Source organism: Parashewanella hymeniacidonis, from assembly GCF_016900895.1.
GTDB classification, from domain to species: domain Bacteria; phylum Pseudomonadota; class Gammaproteobacteria; order Enterobacterales; family Shewanellaceae; genus Parashewanella; species Parashewanella hymeniacidonis.
Window position 1 is genome coordinate 1 of sequence record NZ_JAFEUN010000061.1, and the last position, 21,499, is coordinate 21,499.

12 protein-coding genes and 3 pseudogenes are annotated in these 21,499 nt (G+C 39.4%); 7 read left to right on the forward strand and 8 right to left on the reverse strand.

The window, feature by feature from the left end; genetic code table 11:
* Window positions 1–290, forward strand: a 290-nt coding sequence (locus JQC92_RS12905; RefSeq protein ID WP_205000046.1) for a hypothetical protein, incomplete at its 5' end; no start/stop codon positions are given.
* Between the two features lie 446 nt (window positions 291–736).
* Here the strand turns inward: JQC92_RS12905 and slyD are convergent.
* The 4 genes and pseudogenes from slyD to tal form a co-directional block, all read right to left on the reverse strand.
* A pseudogene (gene slyD / locus JQC92_RS12910) lies at window positions 737–1,219 on the reverse strand (peptidylprolyl isomerase); the annotation flags it as partial.
* Between the two features lie 89 nt (window positions 1,220–1,308).
* Window positions 1,309–1,494, reverse strand: a complete 186-nt coding sequence (locus JQC92_RS12915) for a DUF3545 family protein (protein WP_129946457.1) — start codon at window positions 1,492–1,494, stop codon at window positions 1,309–1,311.
* A gap of 403 nt (window positions 1,495–1,897) precedes the next feature.
* Window positions 1,898–3,535, reverse strand: coding sequence for a glucose-6-phosphate isomerase (gene pgi, locus JQC92_RS12920; RefSeq protein WP_205000048.1), 1,638 nt, complete (start codon window positions 3,533–3,535; stop codon window positions 1,898–1,900).
* Window positions 3,536–3,647: 112 nt separating this feature from the next.
* Window positions 3,648–4,601, reverse strand: coding sequence for a transaldolase (tal, locus tag JQC92_RS12925; protein WP_205000049.1), 954 nt, complete (start codon window positions 4,599–4,601; stop codon window positions 3,648–3,650).
* A 310-nt stretch (window positions 4,602–4,911) separates the two neighbouring features.
* Between tal and JQC92_RS12930 the strand changes: the two genes are divergently transcribed.
* Together JQC92_RS12930 and JQC92_RS22650 are read left to right on the forward strand one after the other, a co-directional pair.
* Entirely contained in the window at window positions 4,912–5,457 is a 546-nt protein-coding gene (locus JQC92_RS12930; protein WP_205000050.1) for a type I glutamate--ammonia ligase, read from the forward strand.
* 297 nt (window positions 5,458–5,754) lie between these two features.
* Window positions 5,755–6,496 (forward strand): annotated as a pseudogene (locus JQC92_RS22650) (type I glutamate--ammonia ligase).
* A gap of 298 nt (window positions 6,497–6,794) precedes the next feature.
* Here JQC92_RS22650 and JQC92_RS12945 read toward each other — a convergent pair.
* The 3 genes from JQC92_RS12945 to mutS form a co-directional block, all read right to left on the reverse strand.
* Window positions 6,795–9,851 (reverse strand): efflux RND transporter permease subunit, encoded by a 3,057-nt coding sequence (locus JQC92_RS12945; RefSeq protein WP_205000053.1) that lies wholly within the window; start codon window positions 9,849–9,851, stop codon window positions 6,795–6,797.
* 1 nt (window position 9,852) lies between these two features.
* Window positions 9,853–10,920 carry an efflux RND transporter periplasmic adaptor subunit gene (locus JQC92_RS12950; RefSeq protein ID WP_205000054.1) on the reverse strand — a complete coding sequence of 356 codons (1,068 nt, stop codon included), beginning with the start codon at window positions 10,918–10,920 and terminating at the stop codon, window positions 9,853–9,855.
* A gap of 112 nt (window positions 10,921–11,032) precedes the next feature.
* Window positions 11,033–13,618 (reverse strand): DNA mismatch repair protein MutS, encoded by a 2,586-nt coding sequence (gene mutS / locus JQC92_RS12955; RefSeq protein WP_205000055.1) that lies wholly within the window; start codon window positions 13,616–13,618, stop codon window positions 11,033–11,035.
* A gap of 203 nt (window positions 13,619–13,821) precedes the next feature.
* On the opposite strand from mutS, the gene recA reads away from it, so the two are divergent.
* Together recA and JQC92_RS12965 are read left to right on the forward strand one after the other, a co-directional pair.
* Window positions 13,822–14,880, forward strand: coding sequence for a recombinase RecA (gene recA, locus JQC92_RS12960; RefSeq protein WP_129946450.1), 1,059 nt, complete (start codon window positions 13,822–13,824; stop codon window positions 14,878–14,880).
* Between the two features lie 36 nt (window positions 14,881–14,916).
* On the forward strand, window positions 14,917–15,369 hold the full coding sequence (locus tag JQC92_RS12965) for a regulatory protein RecX (RefSeq protein WP_205000056.1): 453 nt from the start codon (window positions 14,917–14,919) through the stop codon (window positions 15,367–15,369).
* Between the two features lies 1 nt (window position 15,370).
* Here the strand turns inward: JQC92_RS12965 and JQC92_RS12970 are convergent, their stop codons facing one another.
* Window positions 15,371–16,585, reverse strand: a complete 1,215-nt coding sequence (locus JQC92_RS12970; RefSeq protein WP_205000057.1) for a hypothetical protein — start codon at window positions 16,583–16,585, stop codon at window positions 15,371–15,373.
* A gap of 471 nt (window positions 16,586–17,056) precedes the next feature.
* Here JQC92_RS12970 and JQC92_RS12975 point away from each other — a divergent pair.
* Both JQC92_RS12975 and alaS read left to right on the forward strand, forming a co-directional pair.
* A pseudogene (locus JQC92_RS12975) lies at window positions 17,057–18,082 on the forward strand (IS630 family transposase).
* A 445-nt stretch (window positions 18,083–18,527) separates the two neighbouring features.
* Complete coding sequence (gene alaS, locus JQC92_RS12980) at window positions 18,528–21,152, forward strand: alanine--tRNA ligase (protein ID WP_205000058.1); 2,625 nt, start codon at window positions 18,528–18,530, stop codon at window positions 21,150–21,152.
* Window positions 21,153–21,499: the final 347 nt, after the last annotated feature.

The following is a 21,499-nucleotide window of genomic DNA, read 5'->3' on the forward strand; positions in this document are numbered from 1 at the left end:
GCTCGATTTCAGCGAGAATGCACAGCTTGTTAATCAAGGCGACAGTGTGCGGCAATAGTGAGCTATTGTTAGCACTGGCAACACAGAGTAACACGCTGTGCAACTCGCACTTCGTGGACTTCTTAGCGACAATTCTTCTTTGTTACATTAGCTCGAAAGAATCCCGATATTCCTTCGCTAATGCGCCTCAAAGAATTGGCGCTGAGAAAGTCCTGAAACATGCATCTTCAGGTATCATGGGTATAGTACTACAACCTAAAAATTCAGTTGAACCTAAAAAACTCAGTTGAACGCTAAATAACTTTTTAAGCTTATGAAAGTAAGAACATAATCTGATTAACTGTTATCACCCATTGGGTGAATCGCTCTACGCTCACAAGCTGGCTAAAATTGCCGTTATCTACGTTAGAACATTTGCAAGTAGATTAACTACTTGCTGCACGTTCTGCCTTGCTACCGACAATTTTTTCTGCGCTTGAGAACGTACCCAACTGAGTTTTCTAGGTTGAACGCTAAATTACTTTTTAAGGTTATGAAAGTAAACAAGCAATCTGATTTAATGTTATCACCTGACTGAGTTTTCTAGGTTCAAACATAGGCCTTGTACTGAAAGCCTTTATCTCTTGCTGAGCGAGAGATTAATTACTGTAATTAATGGTATTATGATTAATAAAGCAAAATGTTGTCAGCATCAGTAAATAACTTATGCTGACAGCACTATGTTTGAAAAAGCTTAGTGGGAGCAAGAAGCACCGTCAGCATGGATATGTCCATGTGAAATCTCTTCACTAGTACCTTCGCGAACGCTAACGATCTCAACATGGAAGCTCAGATCTTGACCTGCTAGAGGATGGTTGCCATCAACAATCACTGAGTCATCATTGACTTCAGTAATACGGACTGGCATTTCACCATTGTCAGTTTCAGCAATAAAACGCATGCCAGGTACGATATCTTCAACATCACCAAATGCACTTATAGGTACTTCTTGAGTCAATGCGTCGTTATGCTCACCATAGCCATCTTTTGCTTTAACAACGACATCAAGTTTATCGCCTACCGATTTATTTTCTAGCTCAGCTTCTAAACCAGGGATCATGTTCTGGGTGCCGTGTAAGTATTGCATTGGCTCAGTAGAGAAAGAATCCTCAATTAACTCACCATGAGCGTCAGTTAAACGATAGTGGATGCTTACCGCTGAGTGCTTGGTAATTTTCATTATTTACTCCATTTTACGTGAAGGCATATAATAGGTGATGTAATTTGAATTGGAAATAAAAAAGAGCGCTGGGTGCGCTCTTTAAATGATTATGACAGGACGTCGTTAAAATCGAGGTGAAAACTATCGTCTATTTCTTTTAGTTCTTTAAGTAAACTGTGTTTATCTTTTAACGTTTCGATTTCACGCCACTTTCGCTTTTTGGATGAACCTCTAGTCCTTGTCGGTTTTTCAACTACGTTGTTCAAGACACTCGCATAATCCAGTTGTTCCATGGCAACCTCCTGTTGTTTTTAACGAACAATCATTAAATATCACAATTGAGAAACATAATGCAACAACTTTGTTTCGTTAATGTTAATTTTAAAAGTTGAATTTAATTTAAATCAAACTGAATAATTAATACTTTTATCTGGTTTTTAAACATTTTTTCGAATGTTTAACTTATTTTATGTCTAGAGATAAAATTGAGTGCCGAATTTGCATTGAAGTGATTCATACCAATTACAGTAATTTAATGCTCTACTCAGAGCTATGAATGAGTTTGGAAAATAAACGGAGCTGATGCGGTTGGCATTATTGTTCGATTATCAGAACGTATACAAGACATCGTATATCAAGAGTATGAGTTGGGAAATAAGAGTGAAGCCATAAAAGCTTCACTCTTTAAGTAAATGATTAAATCTGACCAGCTTTGAACAGGTTAATGAGCGCATTACTCGATGCATCGAGTTCAGTACAATTATTTTGGCTTTCCAAACGCTCCAGTACATCAACACCTAATGCTTTGCCTAATTCAACGCCCCATTGATCAAATGAGTTAATGTCCCATACAGCACCTTGAACAAAAGTTCTGTGCTCATAAAGTGAGATAAGCGAGCCAAGCGTCTTAGGGGTCAACTTATCCATTAAGATGGTGTTACTTGGGCGATTCCCTGGCATAACTTTATGTTTAGCTATCATATCTTTTTGTGCATCGGATAACTCTTTGCCATCCAACTCAGCAAGAGCTTCTGAATAGGTTCTGCCTTGCATCAAAGCTTGAGTTTGACCAAAGCAGTTAGAAGCAAGCTGTTGATGGTGAACACCAATCGGATTGTGGCTTTGCAAAGGCATAATGAAGTCTGCAGGAATCAATGCTGTCCCTTGATGGATCAGCTGATGATAAGCATGCTGACCGTTGGTCCCTTCGCCTCCCCAAATTACAGGCCCTGTAGTGTAGTCCAGTTCATTTCCGGCAAGATCAACAGATTTTCCGTTGCTTTCCATGTCCAATTGCTGAATATAAGCCGGAATACCTCTAAGGTAATGATCATAAGATAATACGACTTGAGTTTGAGCCTGATAAAAGTTGCTGTACCAAAGAGAGATCAACCCCATAATGGCTGGCATGTTTTGCTTAAGTGGAGCTGTTGCGAAATGGTCGTCCATTTCAGCAGCGCCAGCGAGTAACTCTTTAAATGCAGTAAAACCAGTTAATAATGCGATCGGTAAACCAATGGCTGACCAAAGAGAATAACGGCCACCAACCCAGTCCCACATCGGAAAGATGTTGTTCTCAGCAATACCAAACTCAGTCGCTTGTTCAACATTAGATGTGATAGCGACAAAGTGCTTCGCTACATCTTGCTGAGTTGCACCAGCATCTAATAACCAATCTTTAGCGGTTAAGGTATTCGTTAATGTTTCTTGAGTACTAAATGACTTAGAGGACATAACGAATAACGTTGTTTCTGGGTCACAAACCTTTAGCTTTTCAACAATTGATGTGCCATCAACATTTGCGACAAAGTGACCATTTACTTTGTTATTCCAATATGGTCTTAGTGCTTGGGAAACAATCTTAGGCCCTAAAAAAGAACCGCCAATTCCGATGCTTACAATATCTGTGATTGACTTACCGGTATAACCTTTCCATTCTCCAGAGTGTACTGATTCAACAAACTGCTTCATTTTGGTAAGCGTTTGTTGAACTTCTGGCATCACATTGACGCCGTCAACAAATACTTGTTTGTCAGCTTTGGCTCTCAGTGCAGTGTGTAAAACGGATCTGTTTTCAGTTGTATTGATTGCTTCACCAGAAAACATCGCTGTAATTTTTTTACTTAACTGTGTTTCTTCAGCAAGTTTAAACAGCAAAGATAACGCTTTATCGTCGAGTCTATTTTTTGAGTAATCCAATAAAAGATCGCAACTTTTTAGCGACATGTTTTCAAATCGTTGTGCGTCTTCAGTAAAAAGCTGACGCATATGTGGGAGAGTGTCTTTGTGCTGTTTTAAGGCTTGCCAGCTTGCCGTTGATGTAAGAAAAGACATGAATACGTCCCTAAAAGAAATTCAGAATACGAAAAGGTAGTTATGGTACTTTAACCAAAAAAAATGTCACCAAATAAAAAGGAAACCTCTGATCTGGTTTCCTTTTTTATGTTTAGCTTAAGCGTTCTTTAAGCATGACTTCGAGTTTGTCTTGGTCAATAGCGAAGTTACGAATACCTTCAGCGAGTTTATCTACTGCCATTGCGTCTTGATTAAACTGCCAGCGGAATTCAGCTTCTGTCATTTCACTTTCGACTGTTTTGCTTGCTGCTACAGCGGATAGTTTCTGTTCTACAACTTGGGTTGAATTTGCCAATTCTTCTAATAATGAAGGGCCAATTGTCAAGCGGTCACAACCCGCCAACTCTAAAATTTCACCTGTATTTCTGAAACTTGCACCCATTACTACCGTGTTATAACCGTGTTCTTTATAGTATTGGTAGATTTCAGAAACGGAAACCACACCTGGATCTTCGTTTGCGCTGTACTCTCTTTGATGGTTCTTTTTATACCAATCAAGAATACGGCCCACAAATGGCGAAATAAGGAAAACATTTGCTTCAGCGCACGCTCTTGCTTGGGCAAAACTAAATAAAAGAGTTAGGTTACAATTAATGCCTTCTTTTTCGAGTATTTTTGCTGCACTAATGCCTTCCCAAGTTGATGCCAACTTGATCAATATACGCGATTTATCAATGCCAGCTTCTTCATAAAGCTTAATGAGCTTATGGGCTTTTTCGATAGAAGCTTGTTTATCAAAAGATAGTCGAGCGTCCACTTCCGTCGACATACGGCCAGGAACATACTTAAGAATTTCAACACCAATATTTACTGCGAGCTTATCTGCAGCATCATCGATTTGCTGTTCTAAATTGTCGCTTTGATTTTTAGCCCAGCTGATTGCATCGTCAATCAAGTTTGAATATTGAGGAATTTCTGATGCTTTCAAGATAAGAGATGGATTTGTTGTAGCATCTTGAGGCTTGTAGCGTTTTATTGCTTCGATATCACCTGTATCTGCAACCACGGTTGTAAATTTTTTTAATGCTTCTAATGTGTTTGTCATTTAATGCACCCTAAAAAAGAGTTTTGTGACCCTAGGCAGATATTAGACTGGATTTTGATAGAGAAGCCAATAAAAAATGAAAAAAAATTACTAAAATGATGTTAAATGTCCTCGAATGTTAAGATTTTTATGCTTTTTTTTAAAATTAACTACATGTGTTTTCAGTTGTTGTAATTTTAAAAGCATTGATTCAAAAAAACTTTCTCTAAACTTGCAGATCTATGAGATAAAAACGTTCAAATTAGGATGTTGAACTATCCTTTATGCTTGTTAGCAGCGTTTTTTAACAGATTTCGTTAAAGAGGTTTAAATGTCTCACTTTGAGAAGGTTAAAAAATCCGGCAATTCAGCATTGTCTAAAATGCTCAAAGATTTTGAACAAGAAGGAATAGATACACTTCACGCTCATGTACCTGACTTAAACGGAATCCTGCGTACTAAGATTATTTCGCTATCCAGTGTTAAATCAGGCGTAACAATCAATTCTTCAATATATGCCATTTCTCATTCTGACGGGTTTCCTATTGGCGATATTGTTTATGAATCACCATATATTTGGTTTCACACTGGTTTTGGAAATATTTTTGCTTTACCTGATAAAAATACGTTACGACCTTTACCTTGGATTGACGGCTCTGCGGAGGTTATCCTTAATATTTACCACAGAGAAGGTGACAGGTATTGCTTAGACATAAGGAAGCCATTAGAAAGTATTGAAGCACAATTAAAAGCCAGAACGTTAATAATCAAAATTGGGTTCGAGTTTGAATTTGGTATTTTTCATTACAACAGAGATTTAATTGAAGAAAAGAAGTACAGCCAATTAAAGCCATTTGGCCAAAGCCATATACCCTGATACCTGAAGATGCTCGATTTCAGCGAGAATGCACAACTTGTTAATCAAGGCGACAGTGTGCGGCAATAGTGAGCTATTGTTAGCACTGGCAACGAAGAGTAGCAAGCTGTGCAACTCGCACTGCGTGGACTTCTCAGCGCCAATTCTTCTTTGTTACATTAGCTCGAAAGAATCCCGATATTCCTTCGCTAATGCGCCTCAAAGAATTGGCGCTGAAAAAGTCCTGAAACATGCATCTTCAAGTATCATGGGTATACATACAGTTCACTCAACGGAGATCCTGAATATTTTGAGTTAATGGCTGAATTACAAAAGCGTTTAAACGTTTTAGGGATAAATCTTGCCTCCATGGAAACTGAGTCTGGAAAAGGAATGTATGAAGTTGCCCTCGACCCCGAGACTCCTCTCAAAGCTGCTGATAGCGCCATTTTATTTCGCTATCATTTAAAACTGCTTTGTAGGGAGAAAGGTTTGATTGCAACCTTTATGGCTCGATATCAGCCGATAGGGCAGGATGCTGCGAATGGAGCACATATCTACGTAAGTCTCTATGATAGCAATGGAAATAACTTATTTAAGCATAATGAAAAGATATTAAGCTCGAAAGGAGCACTTTCTTTCCGGGCTTTTAAAGCGCTTGAAAGAGTCTCATTTGGCGTTTAGACCGACCATAAATTCATATCGACGCCTCACAAAAATGACTGGTTGTCCTGAAGAGGTGTGTTGGGGAAATGAAAATAGGTTTGTTGCCGTTCGAGTTGCTCAAAGTCCAAATTCAAATAATTTAAGGTTTGAGCATCGGTGTTCAGGCTCTGATGTTAATCCATATATCACGCTCTCACTAATTGCGGCAGCAGGACTAGATGGTTTAGACAACAAATATGACTTACCCGTGATGATCGAAGGCAACCCTGATGATGTTGAAGACATTGAAAAGCTACCTCGAACTCTGAAAGGATCGATTGATTTATTTAAAGAAAGTGACTTTGTTAAAAGTGTGCTTGGTAAAGCGTTAGCTGAGCAGTATTGGTTAGGTTGAGAGAATGAGCTTACTGCTTTTCAAAAGTGGATTGATAGTGAGATAACAATTTTTGAATTTCAAAGATATTTCGAAGGTGTGTAGAAAGCGTTCTCAATCCGTCACTTGGACACTTCACATTCGCCGCCTAGCTTCGAATAAAAGCAGTTTGACGTTAAGATTTAATAACTGCTTTTTGTCGTTTAAATAAAATCTAAAGCAGCAAACCAAAATGTAAATTGAGAGCGCTATCCAGATTTTGGTTAATCAAATAAAGGGCTGCGGTTGCAACCCTTTTAATTGAACTCAGGGCAGTAAACTATACAGCTGTCTTACTCTCATCATTACTGACTTTAAAGAAAATACTGTAAAGCACTGGCACGACAATTAGAGTTAATAGTGTCGCAAAAGTTAAACCAAAACCCAGAACCACTGACATTGATTTGAAGAAGGCATCGAAGAATAAGGGAATAATACCTAATACGGTCGTTAATGCTCCCATTGTTACAGGTCGAACACGACTAGTTGCGGCATCAACAATTGCATCAAGCCTTGGTTTTCCTTCCTTAATCTCTAAATCAATTTGATCCACCAAGACGATGGCATTTTTGATCAATAGCCCAGATAAGGACAGTAAACCTAAAATTCCCATGAATTCCATTGGAATTCCAGTAGACAATAGACCCACAACGACACCAATTAATGCGAGTGGAACTACGCACCAAATTAATACCGGTTGTTTGACTGTACCAAATAGCAGGAACACGATAATAACCATAGTACCAAGGCCAAGTGGCAACGTACTCGCTAAGTCATCTTGTGAATCTTTAGAATCTTTATACTCACCACCCCATTCCATCTTGTAACCATTAGGCAGCTCGATTTTGTCCATTTCTGGTACAAGTCGATTGCGTAAATCTGAAGCAAGTTCTCCCGGAAGTGGATCGGCTTCAGCTTTAATCATCCAACTGCGGTTTTCACGGCGCATTAAATTATCACGCCAGACGGTTTTAAAGCCACTAACTACTGAATCAAGGCTCACTACAGCACCGCTGCTACTTAGTACTTGAATTTGGCCAATATCAGCTAAATCAACTTGCTCGTCGTGTGGGGCAATGGCAATTATTGGCACTAAAGTATTACCGTCACGATACACACCAATGTCTCGACCGCTATAAGTTTGTTTTAAGGCTTGAGCGATATCTTGTCTGGTTACACCGGCTTGTCTTGCTTTTGCTTCATTGAAAATGGGTTCTATCGCAGCGACTTGTTGACGCCAATTATCTTTAATTGAAATCGCACCGCCATCTTTATGCATAATGGCTTTAGCTTGGTCAGCTAGACTTCTTAACACTGACGGGTTAGGGCCAGTGAATTCAACTTGTATTTTCGAACCACCACCTGGACCAAGTTGGAATCGCCAAACTTTGGATTGTGCTGCAGGAAACTCATCGTCAATGTGTTTTTGAATTTTGCCAAGCATTGAATCAATGTTGTTGTAATCATCAACAATAATTAAAGCTTGGCCATACGAACCATTAGACGATTGAGGTGAGTAAACCAGCAAATATCTCAAACCGCCAGCACCGACTGACGTCTCAACGGCTTTTACATGGTTAAGCTTTTGCAAATAACTTTCTAACTTCTTCATTCTGTTTTGAGTTGTCTTGATATCTGTACCCTCAGGCATCCAGAAATCAACCACGATTTGTGGTGTTGTAGAAGCAGGGAAGAAGCCACTTTTCACAAAATTAAAACCATAAACAGAGGCGACGAATAAAGCGATGGTTAACGTGAGTACTTTCCATCGATGGTGAATGGCATTTCGGACAAAAGCCTTGTATTTGGTACTCAAAGGACTTTCAGATTCTGTATTCAATGCATTTTTAGGGCGCTTGAATAAATCATGACAAAACAGTGGGGTGAGAGTTATTGCAAATACCCAGCTGAACATTAGTGCAATCAAAATTACCCAGAACAAACTTCCTGTGAATTCAGCTGTGCTACCCGGTGCAAAACCAATTGGTGCAAAGGCAACGCAACCCACGAGTGTACCGCCTAATAATGGCCATATGGTCTGTTTAACAATGCGTTTAGCCACTGTCAGCTTATTTTCACCTTTATTTATGCCTATCAGCATACCTTCAGCGACAACAATGGCGTTATCTACCATCATACCCAGCGCAATAATCAGAGCTCCTAATGAGATCCGATGCATCGGAATCCCTGATATATTCATAACTGAAAGTGTAGCTGCGATGGTCAACAATAAGATAGCGCCGATCACAATAGCAGGGCGCATCCCCATAAAAATAAGCAAAGTGATGACAACAATAGCCAGTGCTGCAATAACGTTCTCAACAAAGTTATTAATTGAGGCTTCGACTTCTTGCCCTTGTTGATAGAACTGGTTTATTTCCATTCCAAGTGGCCTGGTATTAACTGACTCAGCAATTTTCGCTTCAACACGCTTACCAAGTTTTACGACATTCTCACCACTTGATGCTGAAACCCCAACAGCAATGGCACGTTTTCCATCGAAAGCCATTATTGTTGTATCAGGTTGCTTTTCACCTCGAGTCACCTTGGCAATATCACTCAAGTGAATTAGGTTTCCTTTGTCAGAAGTACTGATTAAGGTGTTATTTAAATCTTCGATGGAGTCAATGCCACCAGACGGTGTAATTGACATCCTTAAGTCGCCGACTTGAGTATCTCCAGCATCAACAACGATATTGCGCTGTTGTAAACTTTGATAAATTTGACTGACAGATACACCTAATGCTTGCATTTTCTCACGAGAAAAAGCGACATAAATAGCAGGGCTAGACTCACCAGCAAGTTGAACTCTAGCGACACCGGGTACTTGAAGTAATTGATCTCTTAAGGTCTTAGCGTAAGTACGAAGTTGAGCGATGCTATAATCTTCGCCTGTCACAAAATAATACATGCCGAACAAGTCGCCATAGTCATCTGCAACAATGGAGTCACTTGCTCCAGGGGGCAGTGTTCGCTTTGCATCGCTAACTTTATTTCGTAATTTGGTCCACACAGATTGCAGCTGATTTTTCGTCTTTGATACTTCATACTTGATTTCTACGCTAATCTCAGACTTACCATCACTCGAAACAGAAGTAATTTCTTTAACTTCTGCAAGTTGCTGTATGGCCGTTTCTAATGGATCCGTTACTTCTTCTGCAACTTGTTCTGGTGTCGCACCAGGGTAGTAAGTTATGACTTGAGCTTGACGAATTGTGAATTCAGGATCTTCGAGTCGAACCATATTTTTAAACGCATTCCAGCCTGAAAGAAGCGTTACGATTATCGCAATGGCACATATGACTTTGTTGCGAATTGAAAACTCTGCAATATTCATATTACTTACCTTGTTGCCAGATTGAGATCTTCATACCTTCCACTACATATGGCGCACCTGCGGTAATGATTTGATCGCCGGCTTTCAACCCTGAAGCCACAGTCACAAATTCACCAATGCTGTTACTGATAATGATATTTTGTTTATTAGCAGTCTTGGTTTGTGGATTGATTTTCCAGACGTAAGTTTCTTTACCTGTACTGATAACAGCTTTAGTTGGTACAAACATCGCTTTTGAGTTTGAAGCTGAATCGTTTTCAATTTGGACTTGAATACTCATGCCCGGTAAAACGGCAATGTCAGCTGGTGGCGTAAAAGATAGCGTAACTTCATAGGATTGGTTGCTACTCGGTAATAAAGAGATTTCTTTGAAGTCAGCCGCTGATTTCTCGTTATTTAACGTATTAAATACAACATTAGCGCCTTTAGGTTCACGCTTTTTCAAGTAATTAAGTCTGTCTGCTGAAATATCAAACTTTGCACTGTACTTATTTGAATCAATTAATGAGATGATTGATTGACCACCCGCAATGGTATCGTGGTTTTGAACACTCGTGTTTGAAATTGCGCCATCATAAGGTGCATAAAGCTTAGTATCTTTTAATGATTTTTCTGCCGATTCATATTGTGATTTAGCAACTTTATATTGCGACTCTAACTGCTCAAAATCATTTTTAGAAATGGTGGAATTCTTAATAAGTTGTTTACCACGCTTATAAGCATTTAACGCTTGGGTGTAATTTGCTTTGGCGGATTCTAACTTGATTTTATAATCACGTGGGTCAATAGCGGCGAGTAGTTGACCTTTAGTTACTTGCTGCCCTTGCGTGATATTAAACGTAATCAGCTTTCCGCCAGAATTAAAGGCTAAATCAGTAGATTTGTAAGCTGCTACAGTAGCTGGAAATTTCCAAGTGGTTAACGCTGATGCAGGTTTAACTTGGAACGCTTCAACTGGACGAACAGTCTCAACTGGTTTTGTTTGTTCTTGTTGTTGGCCACAAGCGACGAGAAATGTCGTTGCAATAGCGGAGGAAAATAATAATACTTTTGCTTTGTTTGTCTGCATCTTAGCCTTCTAAAATCGTTTAATTTGACTCTTAGAAGTTACGGTAAAGCAAAAGTTTACTTTCCTCTATCATTTTTTATAAGAAAGTGTGTTTTTATCAGAATATTTTCTTCTAACTTGATAACAGTGTTTTTTTCAAACTATAAATTAACTCAAGTGCCTGTTTTGGCGTTAAATCATCTGGTGTTATTCGCTCAAGCATCGTCTGCACTTCTTCAAGCTCTGGTGTTAAATTTGGTTCGTTAAAACTCAAACTTAAGTCTTGTTGCTGCGGTCTTCCAACCTCATGATCACGGCTTTCGAGCATATGTAATTTTTGCTTTGCCGTTTTAATCACCACATTGGGAACACCGGCTAATGCTGCAACTTGCAAGCCATAGCTTTTACTTGCTGCTCCTTCTTGTACTGCATGCATAAAGGCGATGGTGTCATCATGTTCAACTGCATCAAGGTGAACATTGACCACATTAGGCAGTGTTTCAGGCAGTTGAGTTAGCTCAAAGTAGTGGGTTGCAAATAAGGTCATCGCATCCAGTTTTTGTGCTAAATATTCAGCTGCTGACCAAGCAAGAGACAAACCATCATAGGTTGAAGTACCACGGCCTATTTCATCCATTAACACTAAACTGTTTGCCGTAGCATTATGCAAAATATTGGCTGTTTCTGTCATTTCAACCATAAAGGTTGAGCGACCAGAAGCTAAATCATCGGATGCACCAATACGAGTGAAAATACGATCCACAGGACCAATTTGTGCATTCTCGACAGGAACAAAGCAACCGATATGAGCCATCAAGGTAATCAATGCGGTTTGGCGCATGTAGGTAGATTTACCCCCCATATTCGGACCTGTCACAATGAGCATTTTACGTTGGCTGTTTAATGTTACAGGATTGGCAATAAACGGAGTTTCACTCACTTGCTCAACAACAGGATGACGACCTGCATCAATGTGAATGCCAGTATCGTTCACTAATTCAGGACAATTGTAATTGAGCATTTCTGCACGCTCGGCAAAACAGCTTAAAACATCCAGTTCAGATGCCGCTTTGGCAAATTGCTGCAGTTCATGAAGTCTAGGCAAAATTAAGTCGAATAGCTGCTCCCAAAGCTGCTTTTCAAGTGTGAGCGCTTTACCTTGGCTTGATAAGACTTTTTCTTCGTACTCTTTTAATTCAGGCGTTATATAACGTTCAGTATTTTTAAGCGTTTGGCGACGTTGGTAGCTTAACGGAACGTTATTAGATTGGCCTTTACTCACTTCAATGTAATAGCCATGAACTCGGTTGTAGCCCACTTTTAGGGTAGCGATTCCGGTGCTTTCTTTTTCTCTTAATTCAAGCTGCTCTAGATAACTGGTCGCCCCCTCACTGAGCGCTCGCCATTCATCTAGCTCAGCATTGTAGCCTTCACGAATAACACCGCCGTCACGGATTAACATAGGTGGATTATCAACAATTGCTTTTTGTAATAGTTGAGTTTCCGTTGTGAATTCACCTAAATACGTTTTCAGATTATTGATATGTGAAGACTCTGCATCCTCAAGTAAATGCTGAATTGTCGGTAAGGTTTCTAGTGCTTGACGCAAGCGAGCAAAGTCACGTGGACGAGCAGTACGCAGAGCAAGGCGGGCCATGATTCGCTCAATGTCACCCAGTATTTTCAATTGTTCATGTAATTCATCATATAAATTACAGTCAATCATTTCTGTGACAGCAGATTGTCGAGAGCGAATGTAATTGTGATCAGTCAGCGGTTGGTGGATCCAGCGCTTGAGCATACGACTGCCCATCGGTGTTGCTGTACTGTCTAATACTGACGATAATGTATTTTCAAATCCGCCAGATAGATTTTGAGTCAATTCCAAGTTACGACGAGTCGCTGCATCTAAGATGATACTCTCAGTTTGATTAAAGCGTGTAATGGCATTGATATGAGGCAGGGCAGATTTTTGTGTATCTTTGACGTACTGCATTAAACAGCCAGCTGCTTGAATTGAAAGCCTTGCGTCGCCTACACCAAAGCCAATTAAGTCACGAGTACCAAATTGATCTAACAACATTTTCAAGCCAGTGTCATAATCAAATTCCCATTCAGGGCGACGTCGAGCACCTGCTTGTGAACCGATAAGCATCATTTCGCTGAAATCTTCACTGTACAGTAACTCTGCGGGCTTTGTGCGCTGTAACTCAGCTTCTAATGACTCAAGGTTTTCAAGTTCACTCACCACAAAGCGGCCTGAGGCTAGGTCTAATGTGGCGTAACCAAAACGTTCTTTAAAGCTGTATACCGCAGCTAACAGATTATCTTGATTTTCTTGTAGCAGGGCTTCATCGGTTAATGTACCAGGCGTGATAAGACGAACCACTTTCCGTTCGACAGGCCCTTTTGAAGTTGCAGGATCACCAACTTGCTCACAAATAGCAGCAGACTGGCCTAGTTGTACTAACTTAGCTAAATAACCTTCAACGGAATGGTATGGAATTCCTGCCATCGGGATCGGGTTACCCCCGCTTTTACCACGAGCGGTAAGAGAAATGCCAAGTAGCTCTGAGGCTTTTTTTGCATCATCGTAGAACAATTCATAAAAGTCACCCATTCGATAAAATAACAACATATCAGGATGTTGCGCTTTCATTGTTAAATACTGGCGCATCATTGGCGTGTGACTGTCTAAATTGGCTAACTCAGCTTTCATCTGGCTTACTTAATCCGTTTTTGCATATTCAATATTGAAGCGTATCTTATCAGTAATTATTTCGAGCTTCAGAACAGAATCTAAAAATTTTTTGCTTTAACTCTTGATACTGTATGATTGTACAGTATACTAACCATCAACTACTGTATAGAACTGTATAAACTTTCGTGTTTATGAAAGTGTATTAATGAGAGGGAATAACAATGGCGACTGATGCTAACAAAGAAAAGGCACTAAACGCAGTATTGGGTCAAATTGAAAAGCAATTTGGTAAAGGCTCAATCATGAAGTTGGGTGAAGATCGCTCGATGGATGTTGAAACCATTTCTACTGGTTCATTGTCGTTGGATGTCGCTCTTGGTGCTGGTGGTCTTCCAATGGGTCGTATTGTTGAGATTTACGGTCCAGAATCGTCAGGTAAAACAACCCTAACATTAGAAGTTATTGCTGCAGCACAAAAACAAGGTAAAACATGCGCATTTATCGATGCGGAGCATGCACTTGATCCTGGCTATGCTCAGAATTTAGGTGTGGATATTGATAACTTACTGTGCTCTCAACCTGATACAGGTGAGCAAGCGCTGGAAATTTGTGATGCATTAACTCGTTCTGGCGCTGTTGACGTTATCATTGTTGACTCGGTAGCTGCACTAACACCAAAAGCTGAAATTGAAGGCGAAATCGGTGACTCTCATATGGGGCTTGCGGCACGTATGATGAGCCAAGCAATGCGTAAGCTTGCGGGTAACCTTAAGCAGTCAAACACGCTACTTATCTTCATTAACCAAATCCGTATGAAGATTGGTGTAATGTTTGGTAATCCAGAAACGACAACGGGTGGTAATGCACTTAAGTTCTACGCTTCTGTTCGTCTTGATATTCGCCGTACAGGTGCAATTAAAGAAGGTGACCAAGTAGTTGGTAATGAAACTCGCGTTAAGGTTGTAAAAAATAAAATTGCAGCACCTTTCAAGCAAGCTGAATTCCAAATCTTGTATGGCAAAGGCATTAACAGTACAGGTGAACTTGTTGACTTAGGCGTACAACATAAACTGGTTGAGAAAGCCGGTGCATGGTACAGCTATAAAGGTGACAAAATCGGTCAAGGTCGTGCTAATGCAGGTAAATTCTTAGTCGAGAATCCAGCTATTTCTCAAGAGATTGAACAACAACTTCGTGCTACTTTATTAAGTAAGCCTAGCAAATCAGATTCAGCGGCAGGCGAAGAAAATGTTGATTTAGAGACTGGTGAAGTATTCTAAGAAAGCTTATCAAAGCTACTCATTAAGAGTTACATCATGAAAAGCACACCAAGTGCCAGACAAATTGCGGTCAGCTTATTAGCTGGCCGTGATTATTCTAGGCAGCAAATAAAACAAAAACTTGAAGCTAAAGAATTCGCAGCAGAAGAAATTGAAGCTGTACTCGATGCCTGTGAACAAAGCGGTTATATTGATGATAAGCGTTTTGCACAAATGCTACTTCGATCTCATATCTATAAAGGCCATGGCCCTATTCGCATCAAGCAAGCAATGATGTTAAAGGGGGTGAGTTCTGAAATCGTTGCTGAAGCTATTAACGGATCTGATTGTGATTGGTTCGAATTAGCTAAAGAGAAGGTTGAGAAAAAATATACCAATAAAGCTATTGCTGACTACAAAGAAAAAGCAAAACGAATCCGTTTTTTAATGGGGCAGGGGTTTGATTATGAGCAAGCAAATTACGCTTTGAGTCAAAGTAATACTGAATAAATTAAGAAACTCGTTTGAAGCTTGCTCGCTGAATTTCCTCTTTCGTAAATGGATAGCTCTTAAACTTATCTGGGTAACAGTGTGATTCAAATAATGCTTGTATGGCTCCCTCTCTGCTGATCAGAAGTGAACGATCTATAAGGCAAAGTTTGATGGCACTACTAGTACATAAAGGTATTTTTGTAATAGGGCAGCGAAAGTTTCTTGATGGATAATAGTGACGGTTTGATAACAGATTCTTATTTTGGACAGTTGCAACCCCCTGTAGAGTTGCATCTAACCCCCTTATAGCTTTAGAACTCATATCAAATGATTCATAAGCATCTTTAACCGACACTTCATCATCTTTATCCGTTTTTTCAGCTTTTGAATTATTGTCAGGGCTGTTGGGTACAAGCTCTGGTGCTGCATTTACAGAAGGGGCTGCCGCTGGTGTTACATCCACAGTAGATGTAGCCTGTTCTTTTGCAGCGGGGAGGGGATTCTGGGTTACGTTACTTTTAGGCTTTTTAGTGTCAAGTGCTTGTGACTTATCCTTTGTTTGTATAACTTCAGGGGGAGAGCTGACTTTAGTTGAGGCTGATAACGTTGATTGTGGAAGTATCGGCAAACTGGTGTTTGAGCATTGCGAATAACTTTTTGCTGTAACTGCCGAAAAATTTGCTGATAAAAGCAACTCTCTAGTAATATCTGAATTATTCTGATTAAGTTTGTCTCTAAACTCACTTTCTTCAAAAAAAGGTTTTAATAGTAACTGATTTATACCTTCTCGACTGACAAGGATTGTAGTTTTTTCTGGGGTATCACCTGCCGCTTCGTAGGTACAAATAATAGCTTGTTCTTTTGATAAATTTTTTCCAGTGATTGGGCAAGCTTTGGAGACTAAATATTCTTCTTTAATACTCGCTTTGGTAATGGTCGATATTTCATATGTTTTTTGGACGGCTTGTAATGAAGTCCCTCTGCATTTAGGGCTATATTTGAGCCTTGTATCCCATTCGAAAGCCCTCTGTACTGAATGCCAAAATTTAATAAGAAAGCTTAAAAGCTTGTTTGTTGAAGATGTTTCAAGGCTATATTCGTTAGATGATTTGTTCAATTCAACACGAAAGCACTTTCCGGCAAGTACGGTTACCTGCCCAGCATGATTTTCTGAAATAGGCCTTGGTATTTCCTGTGAAGAAATACGTGAAGCTGGCAGTATATCTGTCGTCACTTAGTACCCTCCTGACATTGTCGGTGTAAGTAATCTATGAGCATTATTCATGTTCTTCGAACTGCGAAATCTAAATATCAAGGAGTGTTTAAGTTAATTCTATATTTTTAAACATTTTTTAATCTGACTTTACCCTTCAATAATTACATTGACTTTAAGATCCTTGTAACTCACTAAAACCATTATGTTTCCTGTGAAAAGATAGTTGTATCGGATAGAGTTTAAACTCTAAATGTTAATGTTCGTATTCACTTTATTTACTCAAATTTACGGTAATTGACAGAACGAGCTAATGGGCTTACAAATACAGTTGCGACAAATCAGAAGTCTTATCATGAAAACGATATTTAGAATGCGGTAGGCGCAGAGCGTTTCTAAGTATTGGTCTTCTATATATAAAGCAGAAATAAAGTGTAATTTTTTCAAACAAAGAGTTGAAATTATCTGTAATGAGATCATCATACAGCCATGATTGAAATATCCTTAACTAAAGAAGAAAAGCAATTACTGGAATCACGACATAAATCGTCAAGTGATAGTCGTGAGTGTGATCGAATAAAAGTTGTTCTGCTTCGCTCAGAAAGCTGGTCATATTCTTTGATTGCTCAAGCGTTACGGATAGATAAAACTACAGTTGAACGTCATCTTGATGACTATCAAGCTCAAGAAAAACTAAAGCCCCAGAACGGTGGTTCAGCTAGTCGGCTCACCACAGAGCAAACCGAGTATTTGATAGCCCATTTAGCTGAATTTACCTTCGCTCATACTCATCAAATTGACAGTTATATTGATGAAATATTTGGTGTGAGATTTACCGTTGCGGTTTTAAATAAGTAGCTACACCGTAATGGATTCAGTTACAAAAAGCCTAAAGGCGTCCCGCATAAATTCGATGAACAAAAACAAGCTGATTTTAAAAAGGAATATAAGATATTAAAGGCCGAAAAGCCTGATAATGAGCCAATTGTATTCATGGATGCTGTTCATCCAACCATGGCAACAAAGCTGTCTTATGGTTGGATACGAAAAGGCGAAGATAAACTGATAAACACCACAGGTAGCCGTACTCGCTTGAACATTATTGGTGGCATTCAGCTAGGCAAGTTGGCCGAAACTGTGACAGCTCAATATGAGCGTGTCAATCAAGAGTCTGTCGTCGATTTTTTAATAAAACTGAAAGCTCAGCACGCTACAGCATGACGCATTCATCTTATTTTAGACGGCGCTGCTTATCACCGTGCAGACAGCGTAAAAGAAAAAGCGAAAAAGCTGAAAGTTGAGCTTCATTACTTACCACCATACAGTCCCAATTTGAATCCAATTGAGCGGCTTTGGAAAGTGATGAATGAGCATGTAAGAAATAATGAATATTTCGCATCAGCGAAAGAATTTCGAGAACAGATAAATTACTTTTTTGAAGTAAAACTTCCAGAAATTGCAGATACTTTAACGAGTAGAATTACTGACAACTTTCAAACACTCACATCTGCAACTTGAGTTCACTTAGGTATATAAAGCAGAAATAAAGTGTGATTTTTTTATTAAGTTTGATGTAGAGCTGCAGAACGATGTCTCACAATTCTTCTTTGTTACATTAGCTCGAAAGAATCCCGATATTCCTTCGCTAATGCGCCTCAAAGAATTGGCGATGAGAAAGTCCTGAAACATGCATCTTCAGGTATCATAATGGGTATATGCATCCATTAATACTAGTAGCAATTTAACTGAATTCTTTATTTTTAAATTAAGTTTCATTGTCAGTTTATGGCCAAATAATGCGTTTCTGTTAGGAGAGTAAAATAATGCGGTGCATATATTTTATTTTACAGACCGTATATAATTCGCCAATTTATGCGTTTTCAACACTTGAAATTCATTATGTTTATGAATGAAGAGTATAGTTGCTTATAGTTTTAACTATTTCCAATATCAGGGTGTATTCATGTATCAAACCACCGCAGCGCTTAGAACAGCGTTTTTAGAGTTTTTTGGCCGAAATGGTCATCAAATTGTTGATAGCAGTTCTCTTGTTCCGCATAACGATCCAACACTACTTTTTACCAATGCGGGCATGAACCAGTTTAAGGATCTATTTTTAGGTCAAGAAAAGCGTTCATATACCCGAGCGACAACATCACAGCGTTGTGTTCGTGCAGGTGGTAAACATAATGATTTAGATAATGTTGGTTACACAGCAAGGCATCACACATTTTTTGAGATGTTAGGTAACTTTAGTTTTGGTGATTATTTTAAAGAAGATGCCATACGTTTTGCATGGACCTTCTTAACCGGAGAATTAAAACTTCCTAAAGACAAGCTATGCGTAACCGTTTATGAAACTGATGATGAAGCCTTTAATATTTGGCGTGATCAAATTGGTGTACCTGAAGCGAATATTATCCGTATTGGGGATAATAAAGGTGCTCAATATGCATCTGATAACTTTTGGCAAATGGGTGATACTGGCCCGTGTGGTCCTTGTACTGAAATATTTTATGATCATGGCGATCACATTTGGGGTGGGCGTCCTGGTACACCAGAAGAAGATGGCGATCGTTTCATCGAGATCTGGAATTTAGTATTCATGCAGTATAACCGTCAAATTGACGGAACTATGGAGCCATTACCAAAACCATCTGTTGATACCGGTATGGGAATTGAGCGTATTGCAGCAATTTTGCAAGGTGGTCATTCAAACTATGATATTGACATTTTCCAAAAACTTATTGCTAAAGCGGCAGAATTAACAAGCACTAAAGATTTAGAACAGAAGTCTCTTCGGGTGATAGCCGATCATATTCGTTCTTGTGCTTTCCTTATTGCTGATGGTGTTATGCCTTCTAATGAAGGCCGTGGTTATGTGTTACGTCGTATTATTCGTCGTGCAGTTCGCCATGGTAACAAACTCGGCGCTACTGATACTTTTTTCTTTAAATTAGTGCCAACACTTATCGAAGTGATGGGTGATGCTGCTAATGGTTTGAAAGAAGTGCAAGCCATTGTAGAAAAAGCATTGCAGGCTGAAGAAGAACAGTTTGCTCGCACCTTAGAACGAGGTTTATCGATTCTTGATGCTGCACTTGAAGAGCTTGAAGGCAAAGTATTAGACGGTGAAACACTATTTAAGCTTTATGACACTTATGGATTCCCTGTTGATTTAACCGCAGACGTTTGCCGTGAACGTGAGATTGAAGTGGACGAAGCCGGCTTTAGCGCTGAAATGGCGAAACAAAAAGCTCGTGCACAAGCTGCAGGCCAATTCTCTGCTGACTATTCAAAGACTATCTCGCTCAAAGATGAAACAGAGTTTACTGGGTATGTGCAACTGCAAGGCAGCAGTAAGCTTATTAAATTGCTTAAAGAGGGTGAAGAGGTCTCAACATTATCTTCAGGCGAGCAGGGGATAGTCGTATTAGAAAATACACCTTTTTATGCTGAATCAGGCGGTCAAGTTGGTGATGCCGGTAAACTGGTTGGCGAAAGCTTTGAGTTTGAAGTGATAGATACTCAAAAATATGGCTCTGCATTTGGTCATATTGGCAAGGTGATTTCTGGTTCATTGAATTTAGGTGCTGATATTGAAGCGCAAGTAGACAAGAAACGTCGCCATAGAACTCAACTGAATCATAGTGTGACTCACTTATTGCATGCTGCCTTACGCCAGGTTTTAGGTACTCATGTTACCCAGAAAGGTTCTTTAGTTGAACCTGAACGTTTACGATTCGATTTTTCTCACTTTGAAGCTGTTAAACATGACGAGCTTGTTGAAGTTGAAAATCTAGTTAATCAACAAATTCGACGTAACCACGAGCTTAAAGCTGAAGTCATGGATATTGATTCGGCAAAAGAGAAAGGGGCAATGGCCTTATTTGGTGAAAAATACGATTCTGAAGTTCGTGTCATCGCTATGGGTGACTTTTCTATTGAATTGTGTGGTGGTACTCATGTTGGTCGTACAGGTGACATTGGATTATTTAAGGTAACTCAAGAGTCGGGTATTGCTGCTGGTGTTCGTCGTATTGAGGCTGTTACGGGTTCAGCTGCAATTGAACTGATAAATGGACAACAGAGTGAACTTACTCATGCTGCATCACTCTTAAAAGCCGAACCAAATTCGTTAGTAGCAAAACTTCAGGCGCAGCTTGATAAAGCTAAACAGCTTGAGAAAGAAGTCTCTCAACTTAAAAGTAAGCTGGCTTCTGCGGCAAGTGCAGATTTGATTGGTGAAGCTATAGAAGTGAATGGCGTAAAGGTGCTGATTAAGAAATTAGAAGGTGTTGATGCTAAATCTTTGAGAGGCTTTCAAGATGAACTAAAGCAGAAGATAGGATCTGGTATTCTTGTTTTAGGAATCGCTGGTGACGCTAAGGTTAATCTTATTGCTGGTGTAACTAAAGATTTAACCTCAAAAGTTAAAGCGGGCGAGTTAGTAGGGATGGTAGCCGGACATGTGGGGGGAAAAGGTGGTGGTCGACCTGATATGGCCCAAGCTGGTGGTAATCAACCTGAGAATTTAGATATTGCACTAGAGCAAGTATTACCTTGGTTAGAGGAACGCTTAGCTTAATTTTAATAGTGTTTCGACAGAGTTTGTAAGATATCGATTATTCTGTCGGTCTACTATTTGAATGTTATGGATTTCTCTTGTTTAAAAGCCCATTAATACTGTTTTTAAACAAGAGTGAAGACTTGTTAGTAAAAATAGACAAAATTAATAGTTAACGTATAGCCTATGCTATACTTCTGACGTTCAGGCTTTAACTTTTGAGCATCAATATGCGTTAATAGTTATAAACCTGAACAGAAAGTTGCTGGAATTAGAGTTAAGGTATTGGATACCTTTAGAATCTAAAAAATTCATGTTAAGTTAACCACAGCTTTAGAAATAAGTTATCAATTATCATTGATGATGAA